We start from the raw sequence: 23,116 nt of genomic DNA on the forward strand, positions 1-23,116 counted from the left end.
TACTCCAAGCTGCCCACCGAGCGGTTCCAGCATCAGTATTTTGACGACACCAACCTGATCAAGAACATGATCTTTGATCTGGATGTGCCCACCATCGGCGCCATCCCCGGCCCCGGCTTCCACTGGGATTCCGCCATGCTGTGTGACATCACCCTGTGCTCCGAGGACACCAAGATGGAGGTGCCTCACGCTCAGGGCGGCCTGGTGCCCGGCGACGGCATGGGCCTGATGTGCCAGCACTTCTTCGGCACCAAGCGGGGCAACTACTATATGATGACCTCCCGCCAGTTTACCGCCCAGCAGATGCTGGACTGGGGCATGGTCAACGAGGTGCTGCCCAAGGGTAAGGTGCTGGAGCGGGCCTGGGAAATCGCCCGGATGTGGAAGACCATGCCCTACGAGAATCGCACCATCATGTCCAACCTGGCCAAGCGTCCTCTGAAGAAACTGCTGGTGGAGGACCTGAAGCTGCACACCGTGTCTGAGCAGTATGGTTCTCTGCTGCGGGTGGCCGCCGGGGAGCTGGGCGACGAGAATTCCGCCCAGCAGGATGAGAAGTACATCAGCCGCGTGAACGACTGGCGTTACGCCACCCACGACATGGAGCAGCCCCAGACCGCCGAGAGCTGGCGCACCATGCCCCAGAAGGCCAACCAGTGGTGGCAGAAGGTCAAGGCTGGAGAGATCGAGAATCCCTTCGTCTTTGAGCACAGCAACGAGCCGGAAGGCTACGAATTTTAATCCAACAGGGAAGAAGGGGCCGTATCCGGCCTCTTTTTCCCATACCTGTTTCCTAAACCGTGCCGGATGCCGGCGCGGAACCATGAAAAAGGAGTGGAACTGAAATGGCAAAGACCATCATTACCGCTGCGCTGACCGGCGCGGTCACCCCCGCGGGTTACAAGATCCCCGAGACCCCCCAGCAGATCGCCGACGAGGCCTATGACGCCTGGAAGCTGGGCGCCGCTGTGGTCCACCTGCATATGCGTGCCGACGACGGCCTGGGCGCTATGGACAAGGAGAAGTTCCGTGAGACCATCCGCCTGATCCGCAGCCACAAGAACTGTGACGTCATCATCAACTGCACCTCTTCCGGCGCTTCTCCCCAGCATCCTGCCACCGATGAGGAGCGTATGGCTCACCACAAGGAGCTGCCCGGTATTGAGATGGGCTCCTACGACGCTGGTTCCTTCAACTGGATGCCCGGCGGTGTGTTCATCAACTCCCCCCAGTTCCTCCAGCAGCTGGGCGACCTGTACATGGAGAAGGGCACCAAGCCGGAGATCGAGATCTTTGACGCCGGTATGCTGGGTGTTACCGACTACTTTGTGAAGAAGGGCCACCTGCCCACTCCCTGCCACTATCAGTTCTGCCTGGGCGTGCTGGGCGGTATGCCTGCCACCGTGGAGAACCTGCTCTATCTGGTAAATCACATCCCCGCCGGTTCCACCTGGTCTGCTTTCGGCGTGGGCAAGGGTCACCTGCCCATCATGTTCGCGGCCCTGGCCCTGGGCGGCCACATCCGTGTGGGCATGGAGGACAATGTGGTCTTTGGCGTGGACGAGAACGGCAAGAAGATCATGGCCACCAACCATATGCTGGTGGAGCGTGCCGTGGCCGCTGTCAAGGCTTTCGGCAATACCCCCGCTACCCCCGCCGAGGCCCGCCAGATCCTGGGCATCCCCGCCTTTGACGGCGAGAAGGTCCGCGCCGCTCTGGGGATCGACTGATATGAAGATCCAGAGCGTACTGGGCCCGGTGGACACGTCGGAACTGGGCCAGGTGCTGATGCACGAGCATCTGACCTGTGCCGACTGGTCCATGCGGATGAACTTCGGTTCCCGCTTCTATGAAGCGGACAAGGTGACCGAGATGTCCTGCGGAATGCTGGGCAAGGCAGCACAGCAGGGTGTGGCCACCGTGGTGGACGGCACGCCTGTAAACCTGGGCCGTGACATTCACTTGATACGGGATGTGGCCCGCCGTACAGGACTGAACATCATCGCCTCCACCGGCTTCTACTATCAGGAGGAGCCCTGGCTGGGCTTCCGGGATGAGGAGCAGATCTACGACCTGCTGATGGGCGACTGCACCGACGGTATTCAGGGTACCGACAGCAAGCCGGGCATCCTGAAGGCGGGCGTGGCCCGGGCCGGGGTGACGCCTCTGCTCCACAAGGTACTCCACGCCACCGGCCGTGTGGCCGCCGAGACCGGGCTGCCCATCTTCTGCCACCATGATCCCTCTGTCCACAGCGGCGGGGAGATTCTGGACCTGTTCGAGAGCTGCGGCGTGCCCGCAAACCGGGTGATCCTGGGTCACAGCGGCGACACCACCGAGCTGGAATACCTCACCGCCATGCTGGAGCGGGGCTGCTGGCTGGGCATGGACCGCTTCGGCTTCTGCGACCGGGACCTGGGGCTGGAGCCCCGGGTGGACACCATTGCCCGGCTGTGCGAAATGGGCTGGGGGAACAAACTGCTCCTCAGCCACGATCTGGCCGCCTATCTGGCCTTCTGGGACAGCTGGGAGACCACCAAAAACAGCGATTACCTCCATCTGGAGGAGGACTTCACCTTCATCCACCGTCGGGTACTGCCCGCTCTGCGGGAGCGGGGCCTGGAGCCCGCCGTGGTGGACGGCCTGCTGACGGCCAATCCCAGAACCTTCTTTGAAGGAACTTCCAGTCACTAATGATTGTTCCTTATTTTCCCCCTTACTAAATCCTTTCCCTCATCAGGCAGGCACGGGACCGGAGCCACGGTCCCGTGCCTGCCGCTTTTTTGCGGATAAAAGTACCAAACGCTCAAGGACGGGAGGGGTCCAATCTGTCTTTTTGTGTGAACCGATGGTTGAAACGTACGGTTTTCTAATGTATACTAAAGGTCAGAGAATATGGCCCTTCGGGCCCACAGAATGGAAAGGTGAATCGAATGGAACAGTCAAAGGTCCACGCACTGGCTGTCACAGCCGCCCGTGCCCGCCTGCTGGCGATGGACATGGTGCACGATGCGGCTTCCGGCCACATCGGCGGCTCCCTGTCCTCCATGGACATCATTACCACCCTGTACGGTCATGTGATGCGGGTAGATCCCGCCAATCCCCGGGACCCTGACCGGGACCGTTTCGTGCTGTCCAAGGGACACTGTACCCCCGCACTCTATCCCAATCTGGCTCTGAAGGGCTTTTTCCCCGTGGAGGATCTGAAACTTTTCCGCTCCATCAAGGGCGAGATGTCCGGTCATGCCGAAATGCATCACATTAAGGGCGTGGATATGTCCACCGGCTCTTTGGGTCAGGGCATCTCCGCCGCTGTGGGGATGGCTCTGGCGGGTAAGGCCGATCAGAAGGACTATCGTGTGTATGCTCTGCTGGGCGACGGCGAGATCGAGGAAGGCCAGGTGTGGGAGGCCGCCATGTCTGCGGCCAAGTACCACCTGGACAACCTGTGCGCCATTGTGGACGTCAACGGCCTGCAGATCGACGGACCCACGGCTGAGGTCATGCCCTCCGAGCCCCTGGACAAGAAGTTTGAGGCCTTCAACTGGAATGTGATCCATGTGGACGGCCACGACTTCAACGCCCTGGAAGAGGCGTTTAACGCCGCTGCTGCCTGCAAGGGCAAGCCCACCGTGCTGCTGGCCAAGACCATCAAGGGCAAGGGCGTCTCCTTCATGGAGGGAGACTACGGCTGGCATGGCAAGGCGCCCAATGATGAGCAGTATGAAAAGGCCCATGCGGAGCTGGCTGCGACGCTGGCGGAACTGGAGGGAAAGTAAGCCATGAGTGAGAAGATCGCTACCCGCGTGGCATATGGTAAGGCCCTGGCCGAGCTGGCCGACCAGTATCCCGACCTGGTGGTGCTGGACGCCGACCTGTCCGGCTCTACTCAGAGCGCCTTTTTTGCCAAGGCCCACCCTGAGCGTTTTTACAACATGGGTATTGCTGAGGCCAACATGACCGGCGTGGCCGCCGGTTTGGCTACCTGCGGCAAAATGCCCTATACCCATACTTTTGCCATGTTCGCCACCGGTCGAGCCTATGAGCAGGTCCGTAACTCCGTGGCCTATCCCCGTCTCAACGTGAAGATCGTGGGTTCCCACGGCGGCCTGTCCGTGGGTGAGGACGGCGCCACCCATCAGTGCATCGAGGACTATGCCCTCATGCGTACCATCCCCAACATGATGGTGGTCTCTCCCTGCGACGGCCCCGAGATGCGTCTGGCGGTAAAGGCTCTGCTGGACTATGACGGACCGGCCTATCTGCGGCTGGGCCGCCTGGCGGTAGACAGCATCACTGATGAGGTGCCCGGCTACTCCTTCCAGCTGGGCAAGGGCTCTCTGCTGCGGGATGGCACCGACGTCACCGTCATTGCCACCGGCATGATGGTCCAGATGGCCTATGCTGCCGCTGAAAAGCTGGCGGAGGAGGGCATCTCCGTCCGGGTCATCGATATGCACACCATCAAGCCTCTGGACGGCGAGATCGTGCTGAAGGCTGCCCTGGAGACCCGCTGCATTGTCACCTCCGAGGAGCACACCGTTCTCAACGGCCTGGGCTCCGCTGTGGCGGAATTCCTGGCCGAGCACTGCCCGGTGCCTGTGGTGCGCCATGGCGTCAACGATGAGTTCGGCCGCTCCGGCGCTGCCAAGGCGGTGCTGGAGGCCTACGGCCTCACCACCGAGGGCATCATCGAGAAGGTACGTCAGGCCCTGAAGCTGAAGAAATGAGTGACATCCGACTGATCTGCCTGGATATGGACGGCACCCTGCTGGACGACGACCACGCCACCGTGCCCCCCAGAAATGTGGCCGCTCTCCGGGCGGCGGCAGAGCGGGGGGCGGCGGTGACCATCGCCAGCGGTCGGGCCTGGTCCCTGCTGCGGGCGGTGGACGCCCAGATTGGCGTTACCCGGTACGCCGTGCTGTCCAACGGCGCGGCGGTGCTGGATGTGGCCACGGGGGAGTGGATTTACCGCCGGCCCATGGACCCGGCTGCCCGCCGTACCATCCTCACCCTGCTGCTGGATTGGGGCCTGCCTTTTGAGGTTTACTGCGAGGGAGAGAACTACATCCAGGCCGACCGTACCGAGCAGGTGGTGGGCAACGCCTTGTCTCCGGAGTTTGCCCAGGTGCTGCGGACCTGCTCCCACTTTCCGGAGGACCTGAACGCCGCCCTGGAGGGCAAGGCGGTGGAGAAGATCCACATCTTCCATGTGCCTCCAGAGCGCCGGCAGGAGCTGCTGGACGCGGTAGAGGCCTGCGGCCCCCTGGCGGTGACCACCTCCTTTGGGGAGAACATGGAGCTCACCGCCCCCGGTGTCAACAAGGGCTCGGCGGTACAGGCCCTGTGTGCCCGGCTGGGGTTGGGGCCTGACCAGGTGATGGCCTTCGGTGATGCCGGCAATGACCTGGAGCTGCTGGGCTGGGCTGGTTGGTCCTTTGCTATGGGCAATGCCAGCGACGAGGCCAAGGCTGTTGCACACTATACCACCGGCACCAACCGGGAGGGCGGCGTCGGTATGGCTGTGGAACAGTATCTGCTGAATGCATAATCAAACGGCGCATGACCATTGTCATGCGCCGTTTTTCCTCATAGTTGATTTTAGCGGGCGACGGAAGAGAAGTCGGGCTGCTGTTCCGGTTCGGTCTGACGGATTTTATGAAGGTATCGCAGCAGGAAGAACAGGGTGATAACCAGGCAGATTCCCTCGGAGAACAGGGGAGAGAGCCAGATGCCCGTATCGCCCAGCACTTTGGACAGGACCACCAGGCAGCCGGAGATGAGCACCAGGCCTCGGCCAAAGGAAATAGTGAGAGCAGGGAAGGGGTGCTCTATGGCGGTAAAGAAGCCGGAGATCAAGACGTTAAAGCCCATAAGCAGGAAGGCGGGAGCATAGAGCCGGAGCGCATTGACGGTGTATCCAAAGAGCGGATCGGCCGGCTCCAGAAAGAGGCCTACAATGGGACCGGCCAGCAGCTGGCAGATGATGAAGAAGCCTACTCCTGCCACTGCCACCAGCTTGATGCCGTAAGACAGGAATTTGTGGCACAGGGGCCGCTGTCCCGCGCCAAGATAGAAGCTGGACAGAGGCTGGACCCCGTGGGCAGTGCCGATCATGGTCATGAGCACCAGAGTGTTGACATAGCTGATGATGGTGTACGAGGTGAGGGCGGCCTCGCCGGACACCTGCAGGATAGTCTGATTGAACAGAAAAATGACCAGGCCGTTGGAGAACTCGCTGAGTCCGTCGGAGGTGCCCAGAGGAATGATCCGGCGGTAGGCCCCGAAGTCGGGCTTGAAACGGCCAAAGCGCAGAGGGTTGGGGTGGCGCACGAAGTAGATGACAAAGATCACAGTGGAGGTGACCTGAGACAAGCCGGTGGCCAGAGCCGCACCCCACACGCCCCAGTGGAAGTGCATCACAAACACATAGTCCAGCACCACATTCATAATGGCACAGGACAGTACGCCGATGGTGCTGACGTGGGGGGCGCCGTCTGCCTTCACCTGAACCTCAAGGTTGTAAGACACGGTAAAAAAGACGGAGAAGCAGGCGATAATACCTACATATTCCTTTACCAGCGGCAGCAGGTCCCCAGTGGCGCCCAGGAACAGAGCTACGCGCTCCAGGTTCAGCAGCACGACTGCCGTCAGGACCAGAGACAGAACAATGACCACTGCCAGGTTCTGATTGAAGTAGTTGCGGGCTTTCTCCTCATCTCCCTGTCCCAGCGCCAGGGACAGGACGGTGGAGGTGCCGGTGGCCAGCAGGATGCCGATGGTGAAGATGAGCGACACGAATGGCATGGACAGATTCACTGCCCCCAGAGCGTGGCTGCCCACGCCGTGAGCAACGAAAATGCCGTCCACCATGGTGTACAGGGAGAAGATCCACATAGAGACGATGGATGGAATGGTAAACTTGAAAAACTTGGCGACCAGATTCACGGGTAAAACCTCCTCTTACTGGGGATATGATAAACCCTCGTACCATCCGAAAGTCAAGAGAGGGAGGCAAAAAAGTTGAAAGAATTTTATCAGATCCATGAGTTGGCCAAATTATTCGACTTGTGTCCTGATACTCTGCGCTATTATGAGGAGAAGGGGCTGCTCCACCCGGTGCGGGGAGAGAACCGCTACCGGATGTACGGTATCCAGGATGTGTGTACTCTGAATATCATTCGCTCACTGCGGGAGCTGGATCTGCCCACCCGGGAGATTGGCGCTTATCTGAAGCGGCGGAGTGTGGGGGAGACCCTGGAACTGCTGGACCGGGAGGAGGCGCTGCTCAAGCGTCGGATGGAGGAATTGGAGGCCGCCCGGAAAGAGGCGACGGAACGGCGGGCGCGGCTGGAGCGCTACCGCACGGTGGAGGCCGGATATGTAGAGCTTGTCCGGGAGCCGGAGCGGCCCTACGTCTTTCTGGAAAAGGATTTTATTCTGGAGAAGGAAGTGGACTTCCAGCTCAAGCGGCTGGAGCAGCGGCATCAGGATTACATCCAGGTCATTGGCAGCCAATGTATGGGGGCCCAGGTGGACGAGGAAAGTCTGAAAAAAGGGATCTTCAATCATTTTTCTCGGGTCTTTTTCCTCACCAGCTCTGGACTGCCCTACGATGATATACTGCCCGGAGGTGAATATGCCCGGCTGTACTATCGGGGCGAATATGATCGGATGGAGGAGCATCTGGGAACGCTGCTGACGGGAATCCAGGAGGCTGGGCGGATACCAGAGGGGGCGCCACTGGAGCTCTACCGCATCGACGCCCATGACACCAACCGCCCGGAGGAGTATGTTACTGAACTTCAGGTGCGGGTCTGTGCCCTGTGACCCTGGATTTGATATGGTGCCTCAAGGCAGGACAAGAAACTTTTTACAGCAGCAGCACGTCTATGACATGACGGGACTCCCGTCAGATGCAGCATTTGGCAGGAGGAGATACACATGAAAAGAATTGGTACGACTGCTGTTGTTCTGACGCTTTTATCTGCAATGTGCCTGAGCGGCTGTTCACAGGCTCAGCCAGATGCCGTGGATACCAACAGTCCCAGCATTGAGACACCATCCCCCACTCCGTTGCAAAGTGAAGCGCCAGCCTCGCCGGAGCCAATGGATGAGATCTATCCCGTGAGTACCCAGGAGAAGGCAACTCAGATCCTGGAGCGGGCATATGAAGGATTTGTGCAGGAAGTGACCTTCCGCTTTACGCAGGAAGACCTGCCCTTTCAGGAGCGTTCCATTCTGCTCCAGAACGCGTCCAATGAGGTGTTGAGCGCCCGGCCGGAGCTGAAATATGCCTACGCCCTGGAATGTACGGAAGGAGTGGAGGGGACGGTCTGTAAGATTTCGTATATGCCGTATAAGCTGGGGTATCCGGACGGCGAACCGGAGGGAGCCGTAGAAATCAATACCCTTGCGGAATTGGTGAAGGCGGCGGACGCCGCTCTTAGTGAGGAAGAGATTCCTATTGTGATCCGGAACCCGGAACTGCTGGTAGATGATATGCAGCGGGCTCTGCAGTTGGCGGGGTATGGCTATATATTGTATACGCTCAACAGCGACGCCACGGCAATCCAAGCTTTTCCAAGCGATTCTGAAACGATTGAGCAGAGTGTTGAGAAGATACAGGAGATCCAGAGCATCGCAAAAGAGACTGCGGCGACAATTCTGACCGATACCATGGATGATGAGGAAAAGCTTAAGGCTATTTATCGCTTTATTGTGGGAAATACCACATATGACTACCGATATTATCAGAGCCTGGACACGCTGCCCTATGAATCCAGGACAGCTTTCGGACCATTGCAGAACGGAACGGCCATCTGCGGCGGGTTTTCCTGGGCGTTTCGTGTGCTTTGCGAAGAGGCCGGCATCCCCTGCTGGAACGTCACCGGTACCGGAGCAGGGGAGGAGCATATGTGGAATTGCGCTCTGCTGGATGGTGAATACCGCTACTTTGATACGACCTGGGACGCGGGACGCCCGGATGAGAGCCAGTGGAGGTATTTTGGCCGAACGGAAGAGGAAATCTCCCAGGATCATTTCTGGGGGATCGGCCAGAAGGAGCTGATACAGGGGCTGACCCAATCATAAGATTGGGACAAGGCTTTGCCGTATAGGGACAAACATTGTCGGAATACAGTGGGACCATGGAGGTGTGACAAATGATTCCTGCATGGATCCTGCTGCTGCTCAATCAGGTTTTCTTTACCCTTCGCCTGTCCGGCGGGGGAAACGGCTCCTTTCCCCGACCGCTGAAAGCGGAAGAGGAACGCCGGTATCTGGAACAGGCTGCTCAGGGCGATCTGGAGGCCCGCAACAAATTGATCGAGCACAATCTGCGCCTGGTGGCCCACATTGTTAATAACGGTTGAAGCAAACGACAAATCCGAGTGTAGCGGCGGTGCAAAGCTACTGTCAGGCTCAGTGCGAGTGGATGGCTATAACCGGCATTTGGACATCCTCTATGAGGCCAGTATCTTGTTGCCTGCATGATACAGAGCTGGAGATGCCCCCATGAATTTTATATGGACAAGCCCGAGAATCCATTGTGGGACAAGGGTTCTTGGCTTTGCTTGTGGAAAAGTTGCTTTGGCCCTTGTATCACACATCGCTCACTGCATCAATCATGGTATCACCTTTGCTTGAGCGATGAATTTCAAATCGAATATATCAGTATCATATTATTTGTTCAAGGAGAGCGTTTTGAATACGCTCTCCTTTTTTGATAGGGGGTGATCGTTATGGCTTCCGTGGAGCTTTCTTATTATTACGGTTATGAAGCAGAACAGTTTTCATTTTACCGTATCCCCAAGCTGCTCTTTACAGACAGCCGGTTTGCTGGCATATCGACAGATGCCAAGCTGCTCTACGGCATCCTGCTTGACCGCATGAGCCTGTCCATGAAGAACGGGTGGCACGACGAGCAAGGCCGGGTATATATCATATTTACCCTGGATGACGTTGCGGAGACGCTTGGGTACAAGACAGAGAAGGCAATCAAGCTGTTCAACGAATTGGACACCAAGAAAGGAGTTGGTCTGATTGAGCGGGTAAGGCAAGGTCAAGGACGGGCCTCCCTGATCTACGTCAAAAACTTCGCCGGAGAAAAACAGACTTCGGAAAGACCGAAATCAAGACCTCGGAAAAACAGAGGTCAAGACTTCGGATAATCGAAGGTCAAGACCTCGGAAAAACAGAAGTCAAGACTTCCGAAAAACAGAGGTCAAGACTTCGGAAAAACAGAAGTCAAGACCTCCGAAAAGCAGAACTCTAAACCTCGGGAAATCAGAGGTCAAGACCTCGGAAAAACCGAGGGTAATAAGACTGAGTATAGTGATACTGACTGGAGTAAAGAAAGAATACATACCGAAAAAAGAATAAGAGAGCCTGCCCTTCAAAAGGGCAAGCTGACAATCGAAACGGAGGTGTTATAAATGCACACAATCGCACTGGCCAATCAAAAAGGCGGCGTCGGCAAGACCACCACGGCAGCAAGTTTGGCCATTGGTCTTTCTCGGCAAGGTAAAAAAGTTCTTCTGGTTGACGCAGATGCTCAGGGTAATCTCACCCAACTTCTCGGTTGGGAGCAGCCGGACGAGCTGAACCCTACCCTGGCAACGGTCATGGGGAAGATCATCACCGATAAGCCCATTGAGCCGCACGATGGCATTCTGCACCATCAGGACGGCGTGGATCTGATGCCTGCCAACATAGAGCTGTCCGCCACCGAGGTAACGCTGGTCAACACAATGAGCCGGGAGACGGTCTTGCGGCAATATCTCTCTACCGTCCAGAGGGACTACGACTATGCCATCGTGGACTGTATGCCTTCCCTGGGGATGCTGACCATCAACGCACTGACAGCAGCCAACAGCGTTATCATCCCGGTACAGGCTCACTACCTGCCCGCCAAGGGCTTAGAGCAATTACTTAAAACCGTAATGCGGGTAAAGCGTCAGCTGAATCCCGGACTGGAGATCGGCGGCATCCTGATGACGATGGTTGACAGCCGCACCACTCTTTCCCGTGGCGTTATTGAGCAAATCCGGGTAGCCTATGGAGGCAGGGTGTTCCACAGCGAAATTCCCCGTTCTATCCGTGCCGCTGAGATCAGCTTGGAGCACAAAAACATCTTTGAACACGACAAGGAGGGACGGGTAGCAAGCGCATATGAATCTTTTACCAGGGAGGTGATGAACCTTGGCAGGCAACGTCAAAAACATGGGCCTGGCCTCACTCGATGATCTGTTCAAAAGTGAGCAGGAACGGCAGCAGGACACCCACGAGCGCATCCTGAACATACCCGTCGGTGAGATCTACCCCTATGCCAGACAGCCATACTCCATCAAGCGGCCCACGCCGGATCTGGTTCGGCTTATGGACAGCATCGAGCAGGTGGGGGTTGCGGAACCGCTAATCGTCCGCCCCCGGACGGAGGGCGGCTACGAGATTATCTCCGGCCATCGCCGTGACTATTGCGCCAGGACGGTGGGTCTGGAAAGCCTGCCGGTTATCATCCGGGAGTACACGGACGATGAGGCTGACATTCTGGTGGTGGACTATAACATCACCCGTGAGGACTTGCTGCCCAGTGAAAAGGCCAGGGCGTACAGCCTGAAGTTGGAGGCCATGAAGCGACAGGCCGGACGACCCTCAAAAGAAAATGGGGGCCAAGTTGGACTCCATTTTATCCGTGGAAAATCGAAGGATATTTTAGCTGAGCAAGTTGGCGAAAGCGCAACCCAAATACAGCGGTATGTAAATCTAACAAAGCTGATCCCTCCCCTGCTGGAGCAGGTGGACAACGGGATTTTGAAGGTCACGCCCGCAGCGGACTACATTTCCCATCTGAGCGAAAAAGAGCAAACTGCCCTGTTGGTCATCATGGAACGGGATGAGGTATCTCCCAGCCTGGGACAGGCCAAGCGTCTTAAGGAACTGAGTGAGGAGGGAAAGCTGGATGCCAATGTCATGGAGGTGCTTCTTCGGGAGGACAAGTCCCTGGCCCGGAAAGTGACCTTAAAAAATGATCGCCTGCAAAAATACTTCCCGCCCAGCTATACCCCCAAGCAGATGGAAGAAGTAATTATCCGGCTCCTGGATCAGTGGCAGAGAAAGAAAATGCGGGAACAGGAGCGATGATATGAACGAGATGGATCAGATTCTTATGCGGGAGCATCATTTAGAGAACGAAACCCTTTCCTTGAAGGCAAAGGGTTTATTCTCTATCATGCTGCTTCAGGAACCGACCTGGAATTTCACTGTCCGCAATTTGGCAGAACTGAGCCGGGATGGGATCGAGGCGGTTGGCAATGCCGTTCGTGAGCTGGAGAAAGCCGGCTATGTGGAGCGGCACCGGGAATACAGTCCGGAAGGGCATATCAGCGGAGTGCGTTATATACTGCACAGAACCCCATGTCAGGGAAAACCGGCACCGGAAAATCACCAGCCGGAAAACTAAATCAAGTTGTGATAAGCGGCTCGTAGGGCCGTTTTTTGTTGCCTAAAAGGAGGTCAAAATGAGCGGAGCACTACCGGAACAATGCTGTTCTATCCTGCCCAGCACCGGGGAACTGATTGTGATTAAGCGAGGCGAGCGTGGGTACTACCGCAGCGAGTGGAACACAGACAGTCGGGAGGGAAACAAAAACATTGCGGACTTCACCAACAGCCGCATGGGGATCACACTGGCGCAGCTGGAAGCCATGATCTGCGGCTCCATGTGCGGCTGGGATGTCCCCGGCGCACAGCCCCAGTTCTATCTCGACAGGGCATCCAAGGAAAAGAGCGTTGCCATCACCGGCCACATCAAACATCCCGTCTTGTCCACCTATTTCCCAGTGAAGGGGAAACTTCACACCTACCACATCATGGGGGCGGATGCCTATTACATCGACTTTTCCTCTATGCCCAAGATGATGATGGAAGAACGGCTGGGTTACACCTACCACCCCAACTTGGTCACAGGAGAGCTTATGATCCCCGTCTCTTATCAGCAAGGGCAAAACGGAAGCTATACCCTGTACCTGGGGAACGGCTCTTTCCATCATACCACGGAACAATATAAAGGCTACACGATGATGGCATCTGTGAGCATGGAAGATCGTGAAATTGCAGTGGGGTTCCACTCTCAGGATTCCCACCAGTATGCTGTTTGGGACTGGCAACCAAATCACAAGCCAAATCCTGCACATACGAGCTTTACAGAGTACGCAGAAGCCATGAAATGCTTTGAAACACACGTTACCATGCTTTACGCACTGCATCGCCATTTGCGGCGGGAAACTCATAAACAGAAAGATTCCACAGGAAGGGAGCGTTAAAGATGGCTGTCCCCGAAATGGCGGGGGATTACGAAATCCTCCAGTCCATCCGTTTGGGCGGGCGCATGATGCTTCTGGGCTACAATCCCAGGGACAAGGAAACGCCCTACATGACCTGTTATCAGCAATATAACCTGCTGGGTGAGAAAATCTTTCCCCAGGCTGTTGCCGGTGACAGTTATATCGAGATCATGCAAATTTTTCTGAATCGTTTGCAGGAGCAGCAAAAGGCGGTGGCGGAATTCCGGGAGAAGCGTGCTGTACCCATTGAGGTGCTAGGAGCCGAGCATTGTCGTGAGCGTGGCGAGAAAGAATCCCTGGAGGGCAAACTTGTGATTCTCAGACCGACCAGCTTGGCGGCTGAGTACCGCACGGCAGATTGCCAGCTTGGGTACGCAGTCGGCGGCTTTGGGTGCAGCTCAGGAGCAAGAGGCAGAGCCGTGTACTTTCAGGAGCTGTTTTCTGGTGAGCGGTGCCGGTGGGATGCCTCGGATGTCCTGGGGATTGCAGATCTCACCAAACTGCCCGATTGGGCGCAGGAAAAGATGAAGGAGCATGACCGCACCCCGCCGAAAAAAGCGAGAGGAGGGCATGAACGATGAGCCAGGAACCTATCAACATTGCGGGCGTATGCGCCTTTCCCAATCCGAATGGGGTACGGGATATGCGGTTTGTGGACTGCAACTACAACACGCTCTTTCGCCTGCCTAACCACAGCAGCATCATTATGACAAAGCCGGACGGCACTCAGATGAAGCAGCAGTGCTCCTACATCGATGACTACCACATCTACATAGGGCAGTGCGGCTTTCACATCATGGAGTTTGCGGAAATGGCGTGGCGCAACGGCTACACCTACCTGCCGGAGCATCCGAGAGAGCAGGACTGCTGCGACACCTACGCACTCTACCAGATCAAAGATGTCATCAAGACGGATTACTTCTGCTGCGCCTATGAACGGGCCAAGGGGCGAATCAGGCCCGCCGATTACCGCTGTGTGTATCGTGGCAACCTCGGCCCTGGAACCACGCTGGAGGATCTTCGCAAAAAGCACGGCATGGAGCACTGGCCCGGAGGCGGCACCCTCCGCGCTCTCTGCGACAGCGATATTCTGCTGGTCAATCAAAGTGGCAAGCAGGCCGCCTACTATGTGGAGGCCGAAAAATTCCAGGAGCTGCCCGACAGCTTTGCGGCGCAGCTTCCCCAGCAGAACAAGCCGGAAAAGAACAAGCACAAGCATGAATTTGAACGATAGGAGGAAACATGGCGAGCAAGCTGCAAATCGTCACGGAGTTCAGCCAGAAGAAAACCCTGGAACTGGCCTCTGTGCGTGGGAACTGGCAGCGGTACTTAAAAACTGCCGCCAGGATTTATAAATACCCCTTCCGGGATCAGCTTCTGATCCATGTCCAGCGGCCCGACGCCACCGCCTGTGCCACCATTGAGTTCTGGAACAGTCGGATGGATCGCTGGGTAAACCGGGGCAGCAGGGGCATTGCCCTGTTGGATGACTCCGGCCACAAGACCCGGCTCAAGTATGTCTTTAATGTATCAGACACGCACCCTGGACGTCACCGCCCCCAGGAGCCGCAGCTCTGGCAGATGGAACCCGCTTATGAGGAGGCTGTGCTGGAATCCATCAGCAACAGCTTTGAGGTGGAGCGAGAACCCGGCGTCTCTTTCGTGGAACAGATCTGTTCCATGAGCCAGGCGATTGCGGAGGACAATCTGACCGATTATCTGGAAGAACTGCGCAACACCAGGGAGGATAGCTTCCTGGAAGATTTGGATGACCTGAATCTCTCCGTGCGGCTGAAAACCCTGCTGGCAAACAGCCTTGCCTACACGGTGCTGACCCGTTGCGGCTATGACGCAGACCGCTACTTCGATGAGACGGATTTTGAATTCATCCACGATTTCTCTACCTATGAAACGGTATCTGTTCTGGGCAACGCCTCCAATTCCATCTCAAAAATGGTGCTGCTGGAGATTGGGCGCACCATTCAGCAGCAGGAGCGCACTGCAAAATTTGCCAAGCAGCGAAACCCTGTGTATGATAGAGCCACAGAGGAACAACCCAGGGCGGCACGAAAGGAGAATGAAATCTATGACCGAGGAACTGACCTACACACAGATCGGGGAGTACCTGTATCCCGACCTGACCTTGCCGGAGACGGAGGAAGCCCCGATGGGCAAGTACGGGATGCTACACAAGACGTACCTGAAGGAGAACAAGGCGATGCTGTACGACCGGCTGCTGCTGGCGGGCAAGCTGGACGGGCACCTGATGGACATCGACCGGAGGGCCACCGAGATGGTAGAGCAGCTGACGAGAGAGCTGGCACAGCAGAACCGGGTGGACGAGGAGATGAAGGCCACCAATCAGATGGCGTGGGTACAGGCCATGAACAACTTCAAGGCATCGGCGGAGGAAGTGGTACTCCGGCAGCTGATTTACAGCTAATCCCCCCAGCGGAACAAGTTCATAACGCACCTACGGAAGCGGAGAATGTATTGCCTACATCCTCCGCTTTTTTTGTTGGACAGCAAGCGGTTGACCAGTTCCTGCGCTACGGCGGCAATACGGATCAGCTGCGGATGAGGGTGATCCATCTGTTTCAGATGGACATTCCCCTGCCCCTTATGATCACCCGCCTCCAGGCCCTCTATCACGGCGGCAACGGCATCACCACGGAGCACGGCCCCATGGCCGCATGGTATGACGAGGACGGCATCCACCTTGCCAATGGAGATCGGGCCAGATATGAAGCCAACGCCCAGGTCATCCCCTGGGAGAGTGTGGCCCAGCGCATCGGAGAGCTGCTGGAGGCCGGTCAGTTTGCCAGCAACGTGGAGCTGTTGGAGGCCGACGGGTATGAGCGCAGCCTTTTGGCGGAAAGTCTGATTTATCTGTACCGTGACCTAAACCGGGAAGATCACCCGAATGATTTCCTTCCCTGCCTGACCGACGGAGCAAAATGGTTGGACCTTCCGAAAGATCAACCCCGCCTTTCCGACCTTCTGGCAGACCCGGACTTCCGAAAAACTCTGCTGAACGAATACCGGACATTTCTTGCCGCCTATCAGGAAGATCGCTCTATCATGCGCTTTCACTACCACGATTTTCGTGGTGTACTGAACCGCCTGGAGGAACTGGACTTGCCCCGCAAGACCTTCAGCACCACCTTGACGGAACTGCCCGCCATCATGCCCTTTATCACGGAGGACGAGATTGACGAGGCCCTTTCTGGCGGAAGCCACTTTGAGGGCGGGCCGAAGCGGATCTACGGCTTCTTTCAGGAGCCGCACGACACCAAGGAAAAGGCGGACTTCCTGCGGAAGGAGTACGGCACAGGTGGTCACTCCCACGCTCTGTCCAGGTCTGGATACAGCCACGAGGACTACGACAGCAAGGGTATCCGTTTCACCAAACGGAACTGCCCGGAAATTCAGCTTTCCTGGGTGAAAGTCGCCCAGCGTGTTGAGAATCTGGTGCGTAAGGATCTCTATCTCTCCCCGGAGGCCATGTGGGAGTATGAAGATGAACTTGCCAGCCAGGTTGTACCGGAGGGCCAGGAACCTGCCCCCATGCAGTACAACATCATCAAGGAACGATACCCCGACCATGTGGTGCTGTTTCAGGTGGGAGATTTCTATGAGCTGTATGGAGAGGATGCCAAGGCCCTTGCGCCGGAGCTGGGACTGACCCTGACCACCCGCCCCGTCCCTGGGGTTGGCCGAGTGGAAATGTGCGGCCTTCCCGCTCACCGGCTGGAGCACTACACCAACCGGATGCGGCGCAACCATGATGTCCTTGTTTCCTCCCTGCCCGCAGGGGCAACGGAGCGCCGTGAAACAGTCATGGAGCGGTTCAGCGGCCCCCGCCGGTATCAGATTCCCTTGGGCAGTACGGTCTACATCGGCACAAAACCCTATGAGATGCAGTCTCTTGGGGAAACTACCGTCACGCTTTACGACCCGGAATTTCCGCTGTTCACCCAAGAGTTCCCCCGTGCTGACTTTGATCGGAAACTGGAGGAAAATCCACTCAACGAACAATATTTCCTGCCTGATATGCCCCAGGAACAGGCACAGCCCACTGATACACGGGATTACAGCGGCAACTATCGCCTGCTTGACCGGCTGCGCACCGACTGTGAGTATTTTCTGGGAGAAGGCCATCGAAACGAGAAGCACCTATGGGCCGGAAATGTGTCCGCACAGATCCACAAAATGCGGGAGTTGTACGATGCTCTGCCCGAAAAACCGAACTGGCTCACCAGGGAGCAGATCGAGGATTACGCCGACCGCATGGCCGCCCGGTATCAGGTGGCTGTCTACCACCACTTTGAGAACGGCTTTGATGAGCGGTTGGATTATCAGACCCTGGAAGAAGCGGAGCGAGTGGCCCAGGGGTATGTGGACGGCACCATGGAGGATGATGGCTTTCGTTATGACGGTGCTGCTGTCTATGACCTGAAGGAGGAGCGTTACCTTCGCATTATCGGAGAGTACCCTGACCCGGCAGCACACGCTCAGGTCAGGGAAAACGCTTTGGAGCATCTAGTCCCGGAGCAGGGACAAGCGGAGCCGCTTCCCGACCTGGAAGCCGAGGTAAAGGCGTGGGAGGCGGAACAGGCCGCAAAAAAACAGGCCGTCATTGATACCCTCTCAGACAGGGAGAAAATTATCGTTCAGGCCATGGAAACCGCCGGTTTCCTGTTCACCCTATGGGAAGGAAGATCGGAGATCACATTTTCCGCAGGGGAATTTGGGTACCCATCAGTCTTTAAGACTTGGGATGAGGCGTATGAGTGGATCAACGAGGCGCAGCTGAAGGATACTCCCGGCCTTCGGGAACAGGTACAAGCTATCCTTCACCCGGCCCTGGATGAAAAGGGCCAGCTTTCCCAGGCGGCTCCTGCGGTTCAGCACGAATTGACCAATGAGGAATACGCCCAGGCCAACCTGATCCCCGGTGAAACTGAATTTGAGCAGGATGGGTGCAGATACCGGGTACACAGCGTAGATCTTGCCACCAATCAGGTGGAGTTGACCGACCTGACCTTTTCGCAGTCGGCGGGATTTCCCATCCTGCGAATGGAGTACATCGGCACTATCCGGGCCTACCTGGAAAATCCGGCCCCGCTGGAGCCGCCCAAGGAACCCAAAAAATCCCGTACCGCAGCACTTTCCAATGTCCTCTACCCGGAGCAAACAGACCGCCATGACCACCACATCACAGATGATGCCCTTGGGGTTGGGACACCCAGCCAACGCTACCAGAACAACATCGCCGCCATCCGGCTCTTGAAGCAGCTTGAGAGCGAGGAGCGGCTGGCCACACCGGAGGAGCAGGAGGTTCTTTCCCGGTATGTGGGATGGGGCGGACTGGCGGACTGCTTTGAAGAAACCAACCACAACTACCTGGAGCTGAAAAACCTGCTTTCCCCGGAGGAATACGAGGCAGCGAGAGAATCCACCCTGACCGCCTTCTACACGCCCCCGGTGGTCATCCGTTCCATGTATCAGGCCCTGGAGCAGATGGGATTTGAGACAGGAAACGTGTTGGAGCCGTCCTGCGGCACCGGCAACTTCCTGGGCATGATACCGGAGCGTATGTCTGGCTCCAGGCGCTATGCCGTTGAACTGGACGAGATCAGCGGACGGATTGCCCAGCAGCTCTACCAGACCGCCTCTGTAACCATCCAGGGCTACGAAAAGACCAACCTGCCGGACAGCTTCTTCGATGTGGCCATCGGCAACATCCCCTTTGGCAACTTCAAGGTGGCCGACCGGCGCTATGACAAGCATAACTTTCTGATCCACGACTACTTCTTTGGCAAGACCCTGGACAAGGTACGCCCCGGTGGTATCGTGGCCTTCATCACCAGCAAAGGCACCCTGGACAAGGAAAACCCTGCGGTGCGCAAATACATCGCTCAGCGGGCCGACCTGCTGGGTGCCATCCGCCTGCCCAATGACACCTTCAAGGGCGCTGCTGGCACGGAGGTCACGTCTGATATTCTGTTCCTGCAAAAGAGAGATTCTCTCATAGATATTGAACCCGACTGGGTGCATCTTGGTGTCAATGAAAACGGCCTCAAGATGAACCAGTATTTCATTGACCACCCGGAAATGATTCTGGGTGAGATGCAGGAGGTCAGCGGCCCCTATGGGCCTGAGACGGCCTGTATCCCCTTCGAGGGCCAAGAACTCTCCGACCTGCTGACTTCTGCCATCGGCAACATTGGCGGCTCCATCCAGGAGTATGAGCGTGAGGAGGCGGACGAGCTGGAGGAGGATCGCTCCATCCCGGCAGACCCCACCGTGCGCAACTTCTCCTATACTATCGTGGATGGAGAGGTCTACTACCGAGAAAACAGCCGCATGAATCCGGTGGAGGTGTCCACCACCGCCCTGGGGCGCATCAAAGGCTTGATCGGCCTGCGGGACTGTGTGCGGCAGCTCATTGAGTACCAGACCGAGGATTACCCGGATTACGTCATCAGCGCCGAGCAGCAGCGGCTGAACGGCCTATATGACACCTTTGTGGAGAGGTATGGCCGTATCTCCCAGCGGGCCAATAACTCCGCCTTCCACTCGGATAACTCCTATTTCCTCCTGACCTCTCTGGAGGTTACGGACAGCGACGGCAACTTCATCCGCAAAGCGGATATGTTTACCAAGCGCACCATCAAGCAAAAGGTCAATGTCAGCCGGGTGGACACCGCATCGGAGGCTCTGGCACTGTCTCTGGCAGAAAAAGCCTGCATTGACATCCCCTATATGACCAACCTGACCGGAAAAGACGAGGCAACCCTGGTGGAAGAACTTCATGGGGTGATGTTTCAGCTTCCCGACAAGGTGGATGATGAGGGGAAGCCTATCTATGTGACAGCGGACGAATACCTTTCCGGCAATGTCCGGCAGAAGCTGCGGCAGGCGGAGGAGGCTGCGGAAGCCGACAGCCGGTTCCGTGTCAATGCCAAGGCCCTGAAAGCCGTGCAGCCGGTGGATCTTACCGCCAGTGAGATCTCCGTGCGCCTTGGTGCCACCTGGCTCCCGCCGGAAGATGTGGCACGGTTCATGTTTGAGCTGTTCGACACCCCCAACTATGCCCGCTTCAACATCAAGGTGCATTACTTCAAGATGACCGGCAACTGGAACATCGAGGGTAAAAGCTACGACCGCTCCAGTATCAAGGCCAACAACACCTACGGCACCAACCGCATCAGCGGCTACAAGATCGTCGAGGAAACCCTCAATCTGAAAGATGTGCGGATCTTCGACTATGTGGAGGACGCTGATGGCCATAAGACGGCGGTGCTCAATAAAAAGGAAACCGCCATCGCTCAGTCCAAGCAGCAGCTGATTAAACAAGCCTTTGCCGATTGGATCTGGAAAGACCCGGAGCGCCGGGAACGGCTCTGCAAGCTCTACAATGAAACCTTCAACTCCATCCGGCCCCGTGAGTACGATGGCAGTCACCTGAACTTTGTGGGTATCAACCCCGAAATCACCCTGCGGCGGCACCAAGTGAACGCCATCGCCCACATTCTCTACGGTGGGAATACCTTGTTGGCACACGTAGTGGGGGCTGGAAAAACGTTTGAAATTGTCGCCGCCGCACAGGAGAGCAAGCGGCTAGGGCTGTGCAGCAAATCTCTCATTGCCGTCCCCAACCATCTGACTGAGCAGTGGGCCGCTGAATATCTCCAGCTCTACCCTTCTGCCAACATTCTCGTGGCCACAAAAAAGGACTTTGAGCCGAAAAACCGCAAGAAGTTTTGCGGGCGCATTGCCACCGGCGACTACGACGCCATCATCATCGGGCACTCCCAGCTGGAGAAAATCCCTATGTCGCTGGAGCGGCAGCGGGCTATCCTGGAGGAGCAGCTGAGGGAGGTTTTAGACGGCATCAGTGACCTGAAGCGGAGCAACGGGGACAACTTCTCCATCAAGCAGATGGAACGCACCAAAAAGGGCTTGAAGGCCAAGCTGGATAAGCTCAACGACCAGAGCCGCAAAGATGACATCGTGACCTTTGAGGAGCTGGGTGTGGACAGGCTTTTCATCGACGAGGCACATAATTACAAAAATTTGGCCGCTTACACGAAAATGCGTAATGTGGGCGGCATCAGCCAGACGGAAGCACAGAAGTCCAGCGACCTCTACATGAAGTGCCGCTACCTGGATGAGCTGACCGGGGGCCGTGGCGTGGTCTTTGCCACCGGCACCCCTATCTCCAACTCCATGGTGGAGATGTATACCATGCAGAAATACCTCCAGCACGATACCCTGCAAGGGAATGATCTTCTGCATTTTGATTCCTGGGCCTCCACCTTTGGCGAGACAGTGACCGCCATAGAGTTGGCCCCGGAGGGCACCGGCTACCGGGCCAAGACCCGGTTTGCCAAGTTCTACAATTTGCCGGAATTGATGAGTATGTTCAAAGAAATCGCAGATATTCAAACGGCTGATATGCTCAATCTCCCCGTGCCCAAGGCCAACTACCACCATGTGGTGCTGAAACCCTCCGAACATCAAAAGGAGATGGTGGCAGACCTCAGTGCGCGGGCCGAGCGTGTCCGCAATAAGATGGTGGACAGCAGCCAGGACAATATGCTCATGATTACCAACGATGGCCGTAAACTGGCGCTGGATCAGCGGCTGGTTAATCCGCTGCTGCCGGACAGCGATACTGGCAAGGTCAGCGCCTGCGCCGACAACATCTATGAGATCTGGCAGCGCACCGCTGCTTGGAAGTCCACCCAGCTTGCCTTCTGTGACCTCTCCACTCCCAAAAACGACGGCAGCTTCAACGTGTACGATGATCTGCGAGACAAACTGATTGCCAAAGGCATCCCCGCCGAGCAGATCGCCTACATCCACAACGCCAACACCGAGCAGCAGAAAAAGGAACTGTTCGGCAAGGTGTGTAACGGAGAAGTCCGAATACTGCTGGGCAGCACTGCAAAGATGGGGGCCGGAACTAATGTCCAGAAGAAGCTGGTGGCCTTACACCATCTGGATTGCCCCTGGCGTCCGGCAGATCTCCAGCAGCGGGAGGGCCGCATCATCCGCCAGGGCAACGAGAACAAGGAGGTTGAAATCTACACCTATGTGACGGAGAACACCTTTGACAGCTATCTCTACCAGCTGGTAGAGAGCAAGCAGAAGTTCATCGGCCAGATCATGACCAGCAAATCCCCTGTCCGCTCTGCCGATGACATTGACGAAACGGCCCTAAGCTATGCGGAAATCAAGGCCCTGTGTACCGGCAACCCCTACATCAAGGAGAAGATGGATCTGGATATTGACGTGGGGCGGCTGAAGCTGCTGAAGGCCAACCACCTCAGTCAGAAATACAGCCTGGAAGATCAGATTTTCAAAGAATTTCCGCAAAAGATTGCCGGGTTGGAGCAGCGAATTGCCGGTTATCAAAAAGATATGGCACACCTGGCCGAAGAAACAAAGCCCAACCCAGATGGCTTCTCGCCCATGGTGCTTCATGGAACGGAATATACCGAGAAAAAGGGCGCTGGCGCGGCGATCCTGGAGGCGTGCAAAGCCATGACTAGCCCAGAGGCCGTTGTCATCGGTGCCTATCGTGGCTTCACCATGGAGCTGTCCTTTGACACCTTCCGGCGGGAATACCAGCTTGCCTTGTGTCATGAGCTGCGCCACACGGTCACATTGGGCACAGACACCTATGGCAACCTCCAGCGCATAGACAACGCCCTGGAGGGCCTGGAGAGCCGCCTGAAGGACTATGAGCAGGCCCT

19 protein-coding genes and 1 pseudogene are annotated in these 23,116 nt (G+C 56.8%); 18 read left to right on the forward strand and 2 right to left on the reverse strand.

Features of this window, described 5'->3' with window-relative positions:
- From IHN22_RS07800 to IHN22_RS07825, 6 genes are all read left to right on the forward strand, one after another.
- The coding region (locus tag IHN22_RS07800; protein WP_191434607.1) for an enoyl-CoA hydratase/isomerase family protein at positions 1–741 on the forward strand (741 nt) is incomplete at its 5' end.
- A 104-nt stretch (positions 742–845) separates the two neighbouring features.
- Complete coding sequence (locus tag IHN22_RS07805) at positions 846–1,730, forward strand: 3-keto-5-aminohexanoate cleavage protein (RefSeq protein ID WP_191434609.1); 885 nt, start codon at positions 846–848, stop codon at positions 1,728–1,730.
- Between the two features lies 1 nt (position 1,731).
- The gene (locus IHN22_RS07810; protein WP_191434611.1) at positions 1,732–2,694 is read left to right on the forward strand and encodes a phosphotriesterase family protein; all 963 of its coding nucleotides are present in this window, start codon (positions 1,732–1,734) and stop codon (positions 2,692–2,694) included.
- 239 nt (positions 2,695–2,933) lie between these two features.
- Positions 2,934–3,779, forward strand: a complete 846-nt coding sequence (locus IHN22_RS07815) for a transketolase (RefSeq protein WP_087187982.1) — start codon at positions 2,934–2,936, stop codon at positions 3,777–3,779.
- Positions 3,780–3,782: 3 nt separating this feature from the next.
- Positions 3,783–4,730 carry a transketolase family protein gene (locus IHN22_RS07820; protein ID WP_087187983.1) on the forward strand — a complete coding sequence of 316 codons (948 nt, stop codon included), beginning with the start codon at positions 3,783–3,785 and terminating at the stop codon, positions 4,728–4,730.
- Positions 4,727–5,554 carry a Cof-type HAD-IIB family hydrolase gene (locus IHN22_RS07825; protein WP_191434613.1) on the forward strand — a complete coding sequence of 276 codons (828 nt, stop codon included), beginning with the start codon at positions 4,727–4,729 and terminating at the stop codon, positions 5,552–5,554. The genes IHN22_RS07820 and IHN22_RS07825 overlap by 4 nt, the downstream gene beginning before the upstream one ends.
- A gap of 50 nt (positions 5,555–5,604) precedes the next feature.
- On the opposite strand, the gene IHN22_RS07830 is transcribed toward IHN22_RS07825, so the two are convergent.
- Positions 5,605–6,951: an MATE family efflux transporter gene (locus tag IHN22_RS07830; protein WP_242955352.1), complete on the reverse strand. Its 1,347-nt coding sequence runs from the start codon at positions 6,949–6,951 to the stop codon at positions 5,605–5,607.
- A gap of 75 nt (positions 6,952–7,026) precedes the next feature.
- Here IHN22_RS07830 and IHN22_RS07835 point away from each other — a divergent pair, with 75 nt between their 5' ends.
- The 10 genes and pseudogenes from IHN22_RS07835 to IHN22_RS07880 all read left to right on the forward strand — a co-directional run bounded on the left by IHN22_RS07835 (position 7,027) and on the right by IHN22_RS07880 (position 14,583).
- A complete protein-coding gene (locus IHN22_RS07835) occupies positions 7,027–7,833 on the forward strand; it encodes a MerR family transcriptional regulator (protein WP_191434615.1) in 807 nt (268 codons plus the stop codon).
- A gap of 114 nt (positions 7,834–7,947) precedes the next feature.
- Positions 7,948–9,096: a transglutaminase domain-containing protein gene (locus tag IHN22_RS07840; protein ID WP_191434617.1), complete on the forward strand. Its 1,149-nt coding sequence runs from the start codon at positions 7,948–7,950 to the stop codon at positions 9,094–9,096.
- A gap of 71 nt (positions 9,097–9,167) precedes the next feature.
- Positions 9,168–9,365 (forward strand): annotated as a pseudogene (locus tag IHN22_RS07845) (RNA polymerase subunit sigma-70); the annotation flags it as partial.
- A gap of 381 nt (positions 9,366–9,746) precedes the next feature.
- Complete coding sequence (locus tag IHN22_RS07850) at positions 9,747–10,175, forward strand: replication initiator protein A (protein WP_207757853.1); 429 nt, start codon at positions 9,747–9,749, stop codon at positions 10,173–10,175.
- Positions 10,176–10,439: 264 nt separating this feature from the next.
- Positions 10,440–11,249 (forward strand): ParA family protein, encoded by an 810-nt coding sequence (locus IHN22_RS07855; protein ID WP_087266614.1) that lies wholly within the window; start codon positions 10,440–10,442, stop codon positions 11,247–11,249.
- Positions 11,206–12,147: a ParB/RepB/Spo0J family partition protein gene (locus IHN22_RS07860; protein ID WP_087266612.1), complete on the forward strand. Its 942-nt coding sequence runs from the start codon at positions 11,206–11,208 to the stop codon at positions 12,145–12,147. Before IHN22_RS07855 ends, IHN22_RS07860 begins: the two co-directional genes overlap by 44 nt.
- Before the next feature lies 1 nt (position 12,148).
- Positions 12,149–12,466, forward strand: a complete 318-nt coding sequence (locus tag IHN22_RS07865) for a hypothetical protein (RefSeq protein ID WP_087266610.1) — start codon at positions 12,149–12,151, stop codon at positions 12,464–12,466.
- Between the two features lie 58 nt (positions 12,467–12,524).
- Entirely contained in the window at positions 12,525–13,328 is an 804-nt protein-coding gene (locus IHN22_RS07870) for a hypothetical protein (protein WP_191434619.1), read from the forward strand.
- Positions 13,329–13,330: 2 nt separating this feature from the next.
- On the forward strand, positions 13,331–13,930 hold the full coding sequence (locus tag IHN22_RS07875) for a hypothetical protein (protein ID WP_087266606.1): 600 nt from the start codon (positions 13,331–13,333) through the stop codon (positions 13,928–13,930).
- Positions 13,927–14,583, forward strand: a complete 657-nt coding sequence (locus tag IHN22_RS07880; protein WP_191434620.1) for a YodL domain-containing protein — start codon at positions 13,927–13,929, stop codon at positions 14,581–14,583. Before IHN22_RS07875 ends, IHN22_RS07880 begins: the two co-directional genes overlap by 4 nt.
- 296 nt (positions 14,584–14,879) lie before the next feature.
- Here IHN22_RS07880 and IHN22_RS07885 read toward each other — a convergent pair whose 3' ends face one another.
- Positions 14,880–15,242: a hypothetical protein gene (locus IHN22_RS07885; RefSeq protein ID WP_148319817.1), complete on the reverse strand. Its 363-nt coding sequence runs from the start codon at positions 15,240–15,242 to the stop codon at positions 14,880–14,882.
- A 193-nt stretch (positions 15,243–15,435) separates the two neighbouring features.
- Here IHN22_RS07885 and IHN22_RS07890 point away from each other — a divergent pair, with 193 nt between their 5' ends.
- Together IHN22_RS07890 and IHN22_RS07895 are read left to right on the forward strand one after the other, a co-directional pair.
- Positions 15,436–15,792 carry a TnpV protein gene (locus IHN22_RS07890; protein ID WP_191434622.1) on the forward strand — a complete coding sequence of 119 codons (357 nt, stop codon included), beginning with the start codon at positions 15,436–15,438 and terminating at the stop codon, positions 15,790–15,792.
- Between the two features lie 134 nt (positions 15,793–15,926).
- Positions 15,927–23,116, forward strand: a 7,190-nt coding sequence (locus IHN22_RS07895) for an LPD11 domain-containing protein (protein WP_191434624.1), incomplete at its 3' end; no start/stop codon positions are given.

It is taken from the genome of Flavonifractor sp. An112 (assembly GCF_904377885.1).
Lineage (GTDB): Bacteria > Bacillota > Clostridia > Oscillospirales > Oscillospiraceae > Flavonifractor > Flavonifractor avicola.

Bases quoted from the DNA above. Each gene is read 5' to 3' on its own strand.
- IHN22_RS07805 (WP_191434609.1), top strand. From the start codon at position 846: ATGGCAAAGACCATCATTACCGCTGCGCTGACCGGCGCGGTCACCCCC.
- IHN22_RS07810 (WP_191434611.1), top strand. From the start codon at position 1,732: ATGAAGATCCAGAGCGTACTGGGCCCGGTGGACACGTCGGAACTGGGC.
- IHN22_RS07815 (WP_087187982.1), top strand. From the start codon at position 2,934: ATGGAACAGTCAAAGGTCCACGCACTGGCTGTCACAGCCGCCCGTGCC.
- IHN22_RS07820 (WP_087187983.1), top strand. From the start codon at position 3,783: ATGAGTGAGAAGATCGCTACCCGCGTGGCATATGGTAAGGCCCTGGCC.
- IHN22_RS07825 (WP_191434613.1), top strand. From the start codon at position 4,727: ATGAGTGACATCCGACTGATCTGCCTGGATATGGACGGCACCCTGCTG.
- IHN22_RS07840 (WP_191434617.1), top strand. From the start codon at position 7,948: ATGAAAAGAATTGGTACGACTGCTGTTGTTCTGACGCTTTTATCTGCA.
- IHN22_RS07850 (WP_207757853.1), top strand. From the start codon at position 9,747: ATGGCTTCCGTGGAGCTTTCTTATTATTACGGTTATGAAGCAGAACAG.
- IHN22_RS07855 (WP_087266614.1), top strand. From the start codon at position 10,440: ATGCACACAATCGCACTGGCCAATCAAAAAGGCGGCGTCGGCAAGACC.
- IHN22_RS07865 (WP_087266610.1), top strand. From the start codon at position 12,149: ATGAACGAGATGGATCAGATTCTTATGCGGGAGCATCATTTAGAGAAC.
- IHN22_RS07870 (WP_191434619.1), top strand. From the start codon at position 12,525: ATGAGCGGAGCACTACCGGAACAATGCTGTTCTATCCTGCCCAGCACC.
- IHN22_RS07875 (WP_087266606.1), top strand. From the start codon at position 13,331: ATGGCTGTCCCCGAAATGGCGGGGGATTACGAAATCCTCCAGTCCATC.
- IHN22_RS07880 (WP_191434620.1), top strand. From the start codon at position 13,927: ATGAGCCAGGAACCTATCAACATTGCGGGCGTATGCGCCTTTCCCAAT.
- IHN22_RS07890 (WP_191434622.1), top strand. From the start codon at position 15,436: ATGACCGAGGAACTGACCTACACACAGATCGGGGAGTACCTGTATCCC.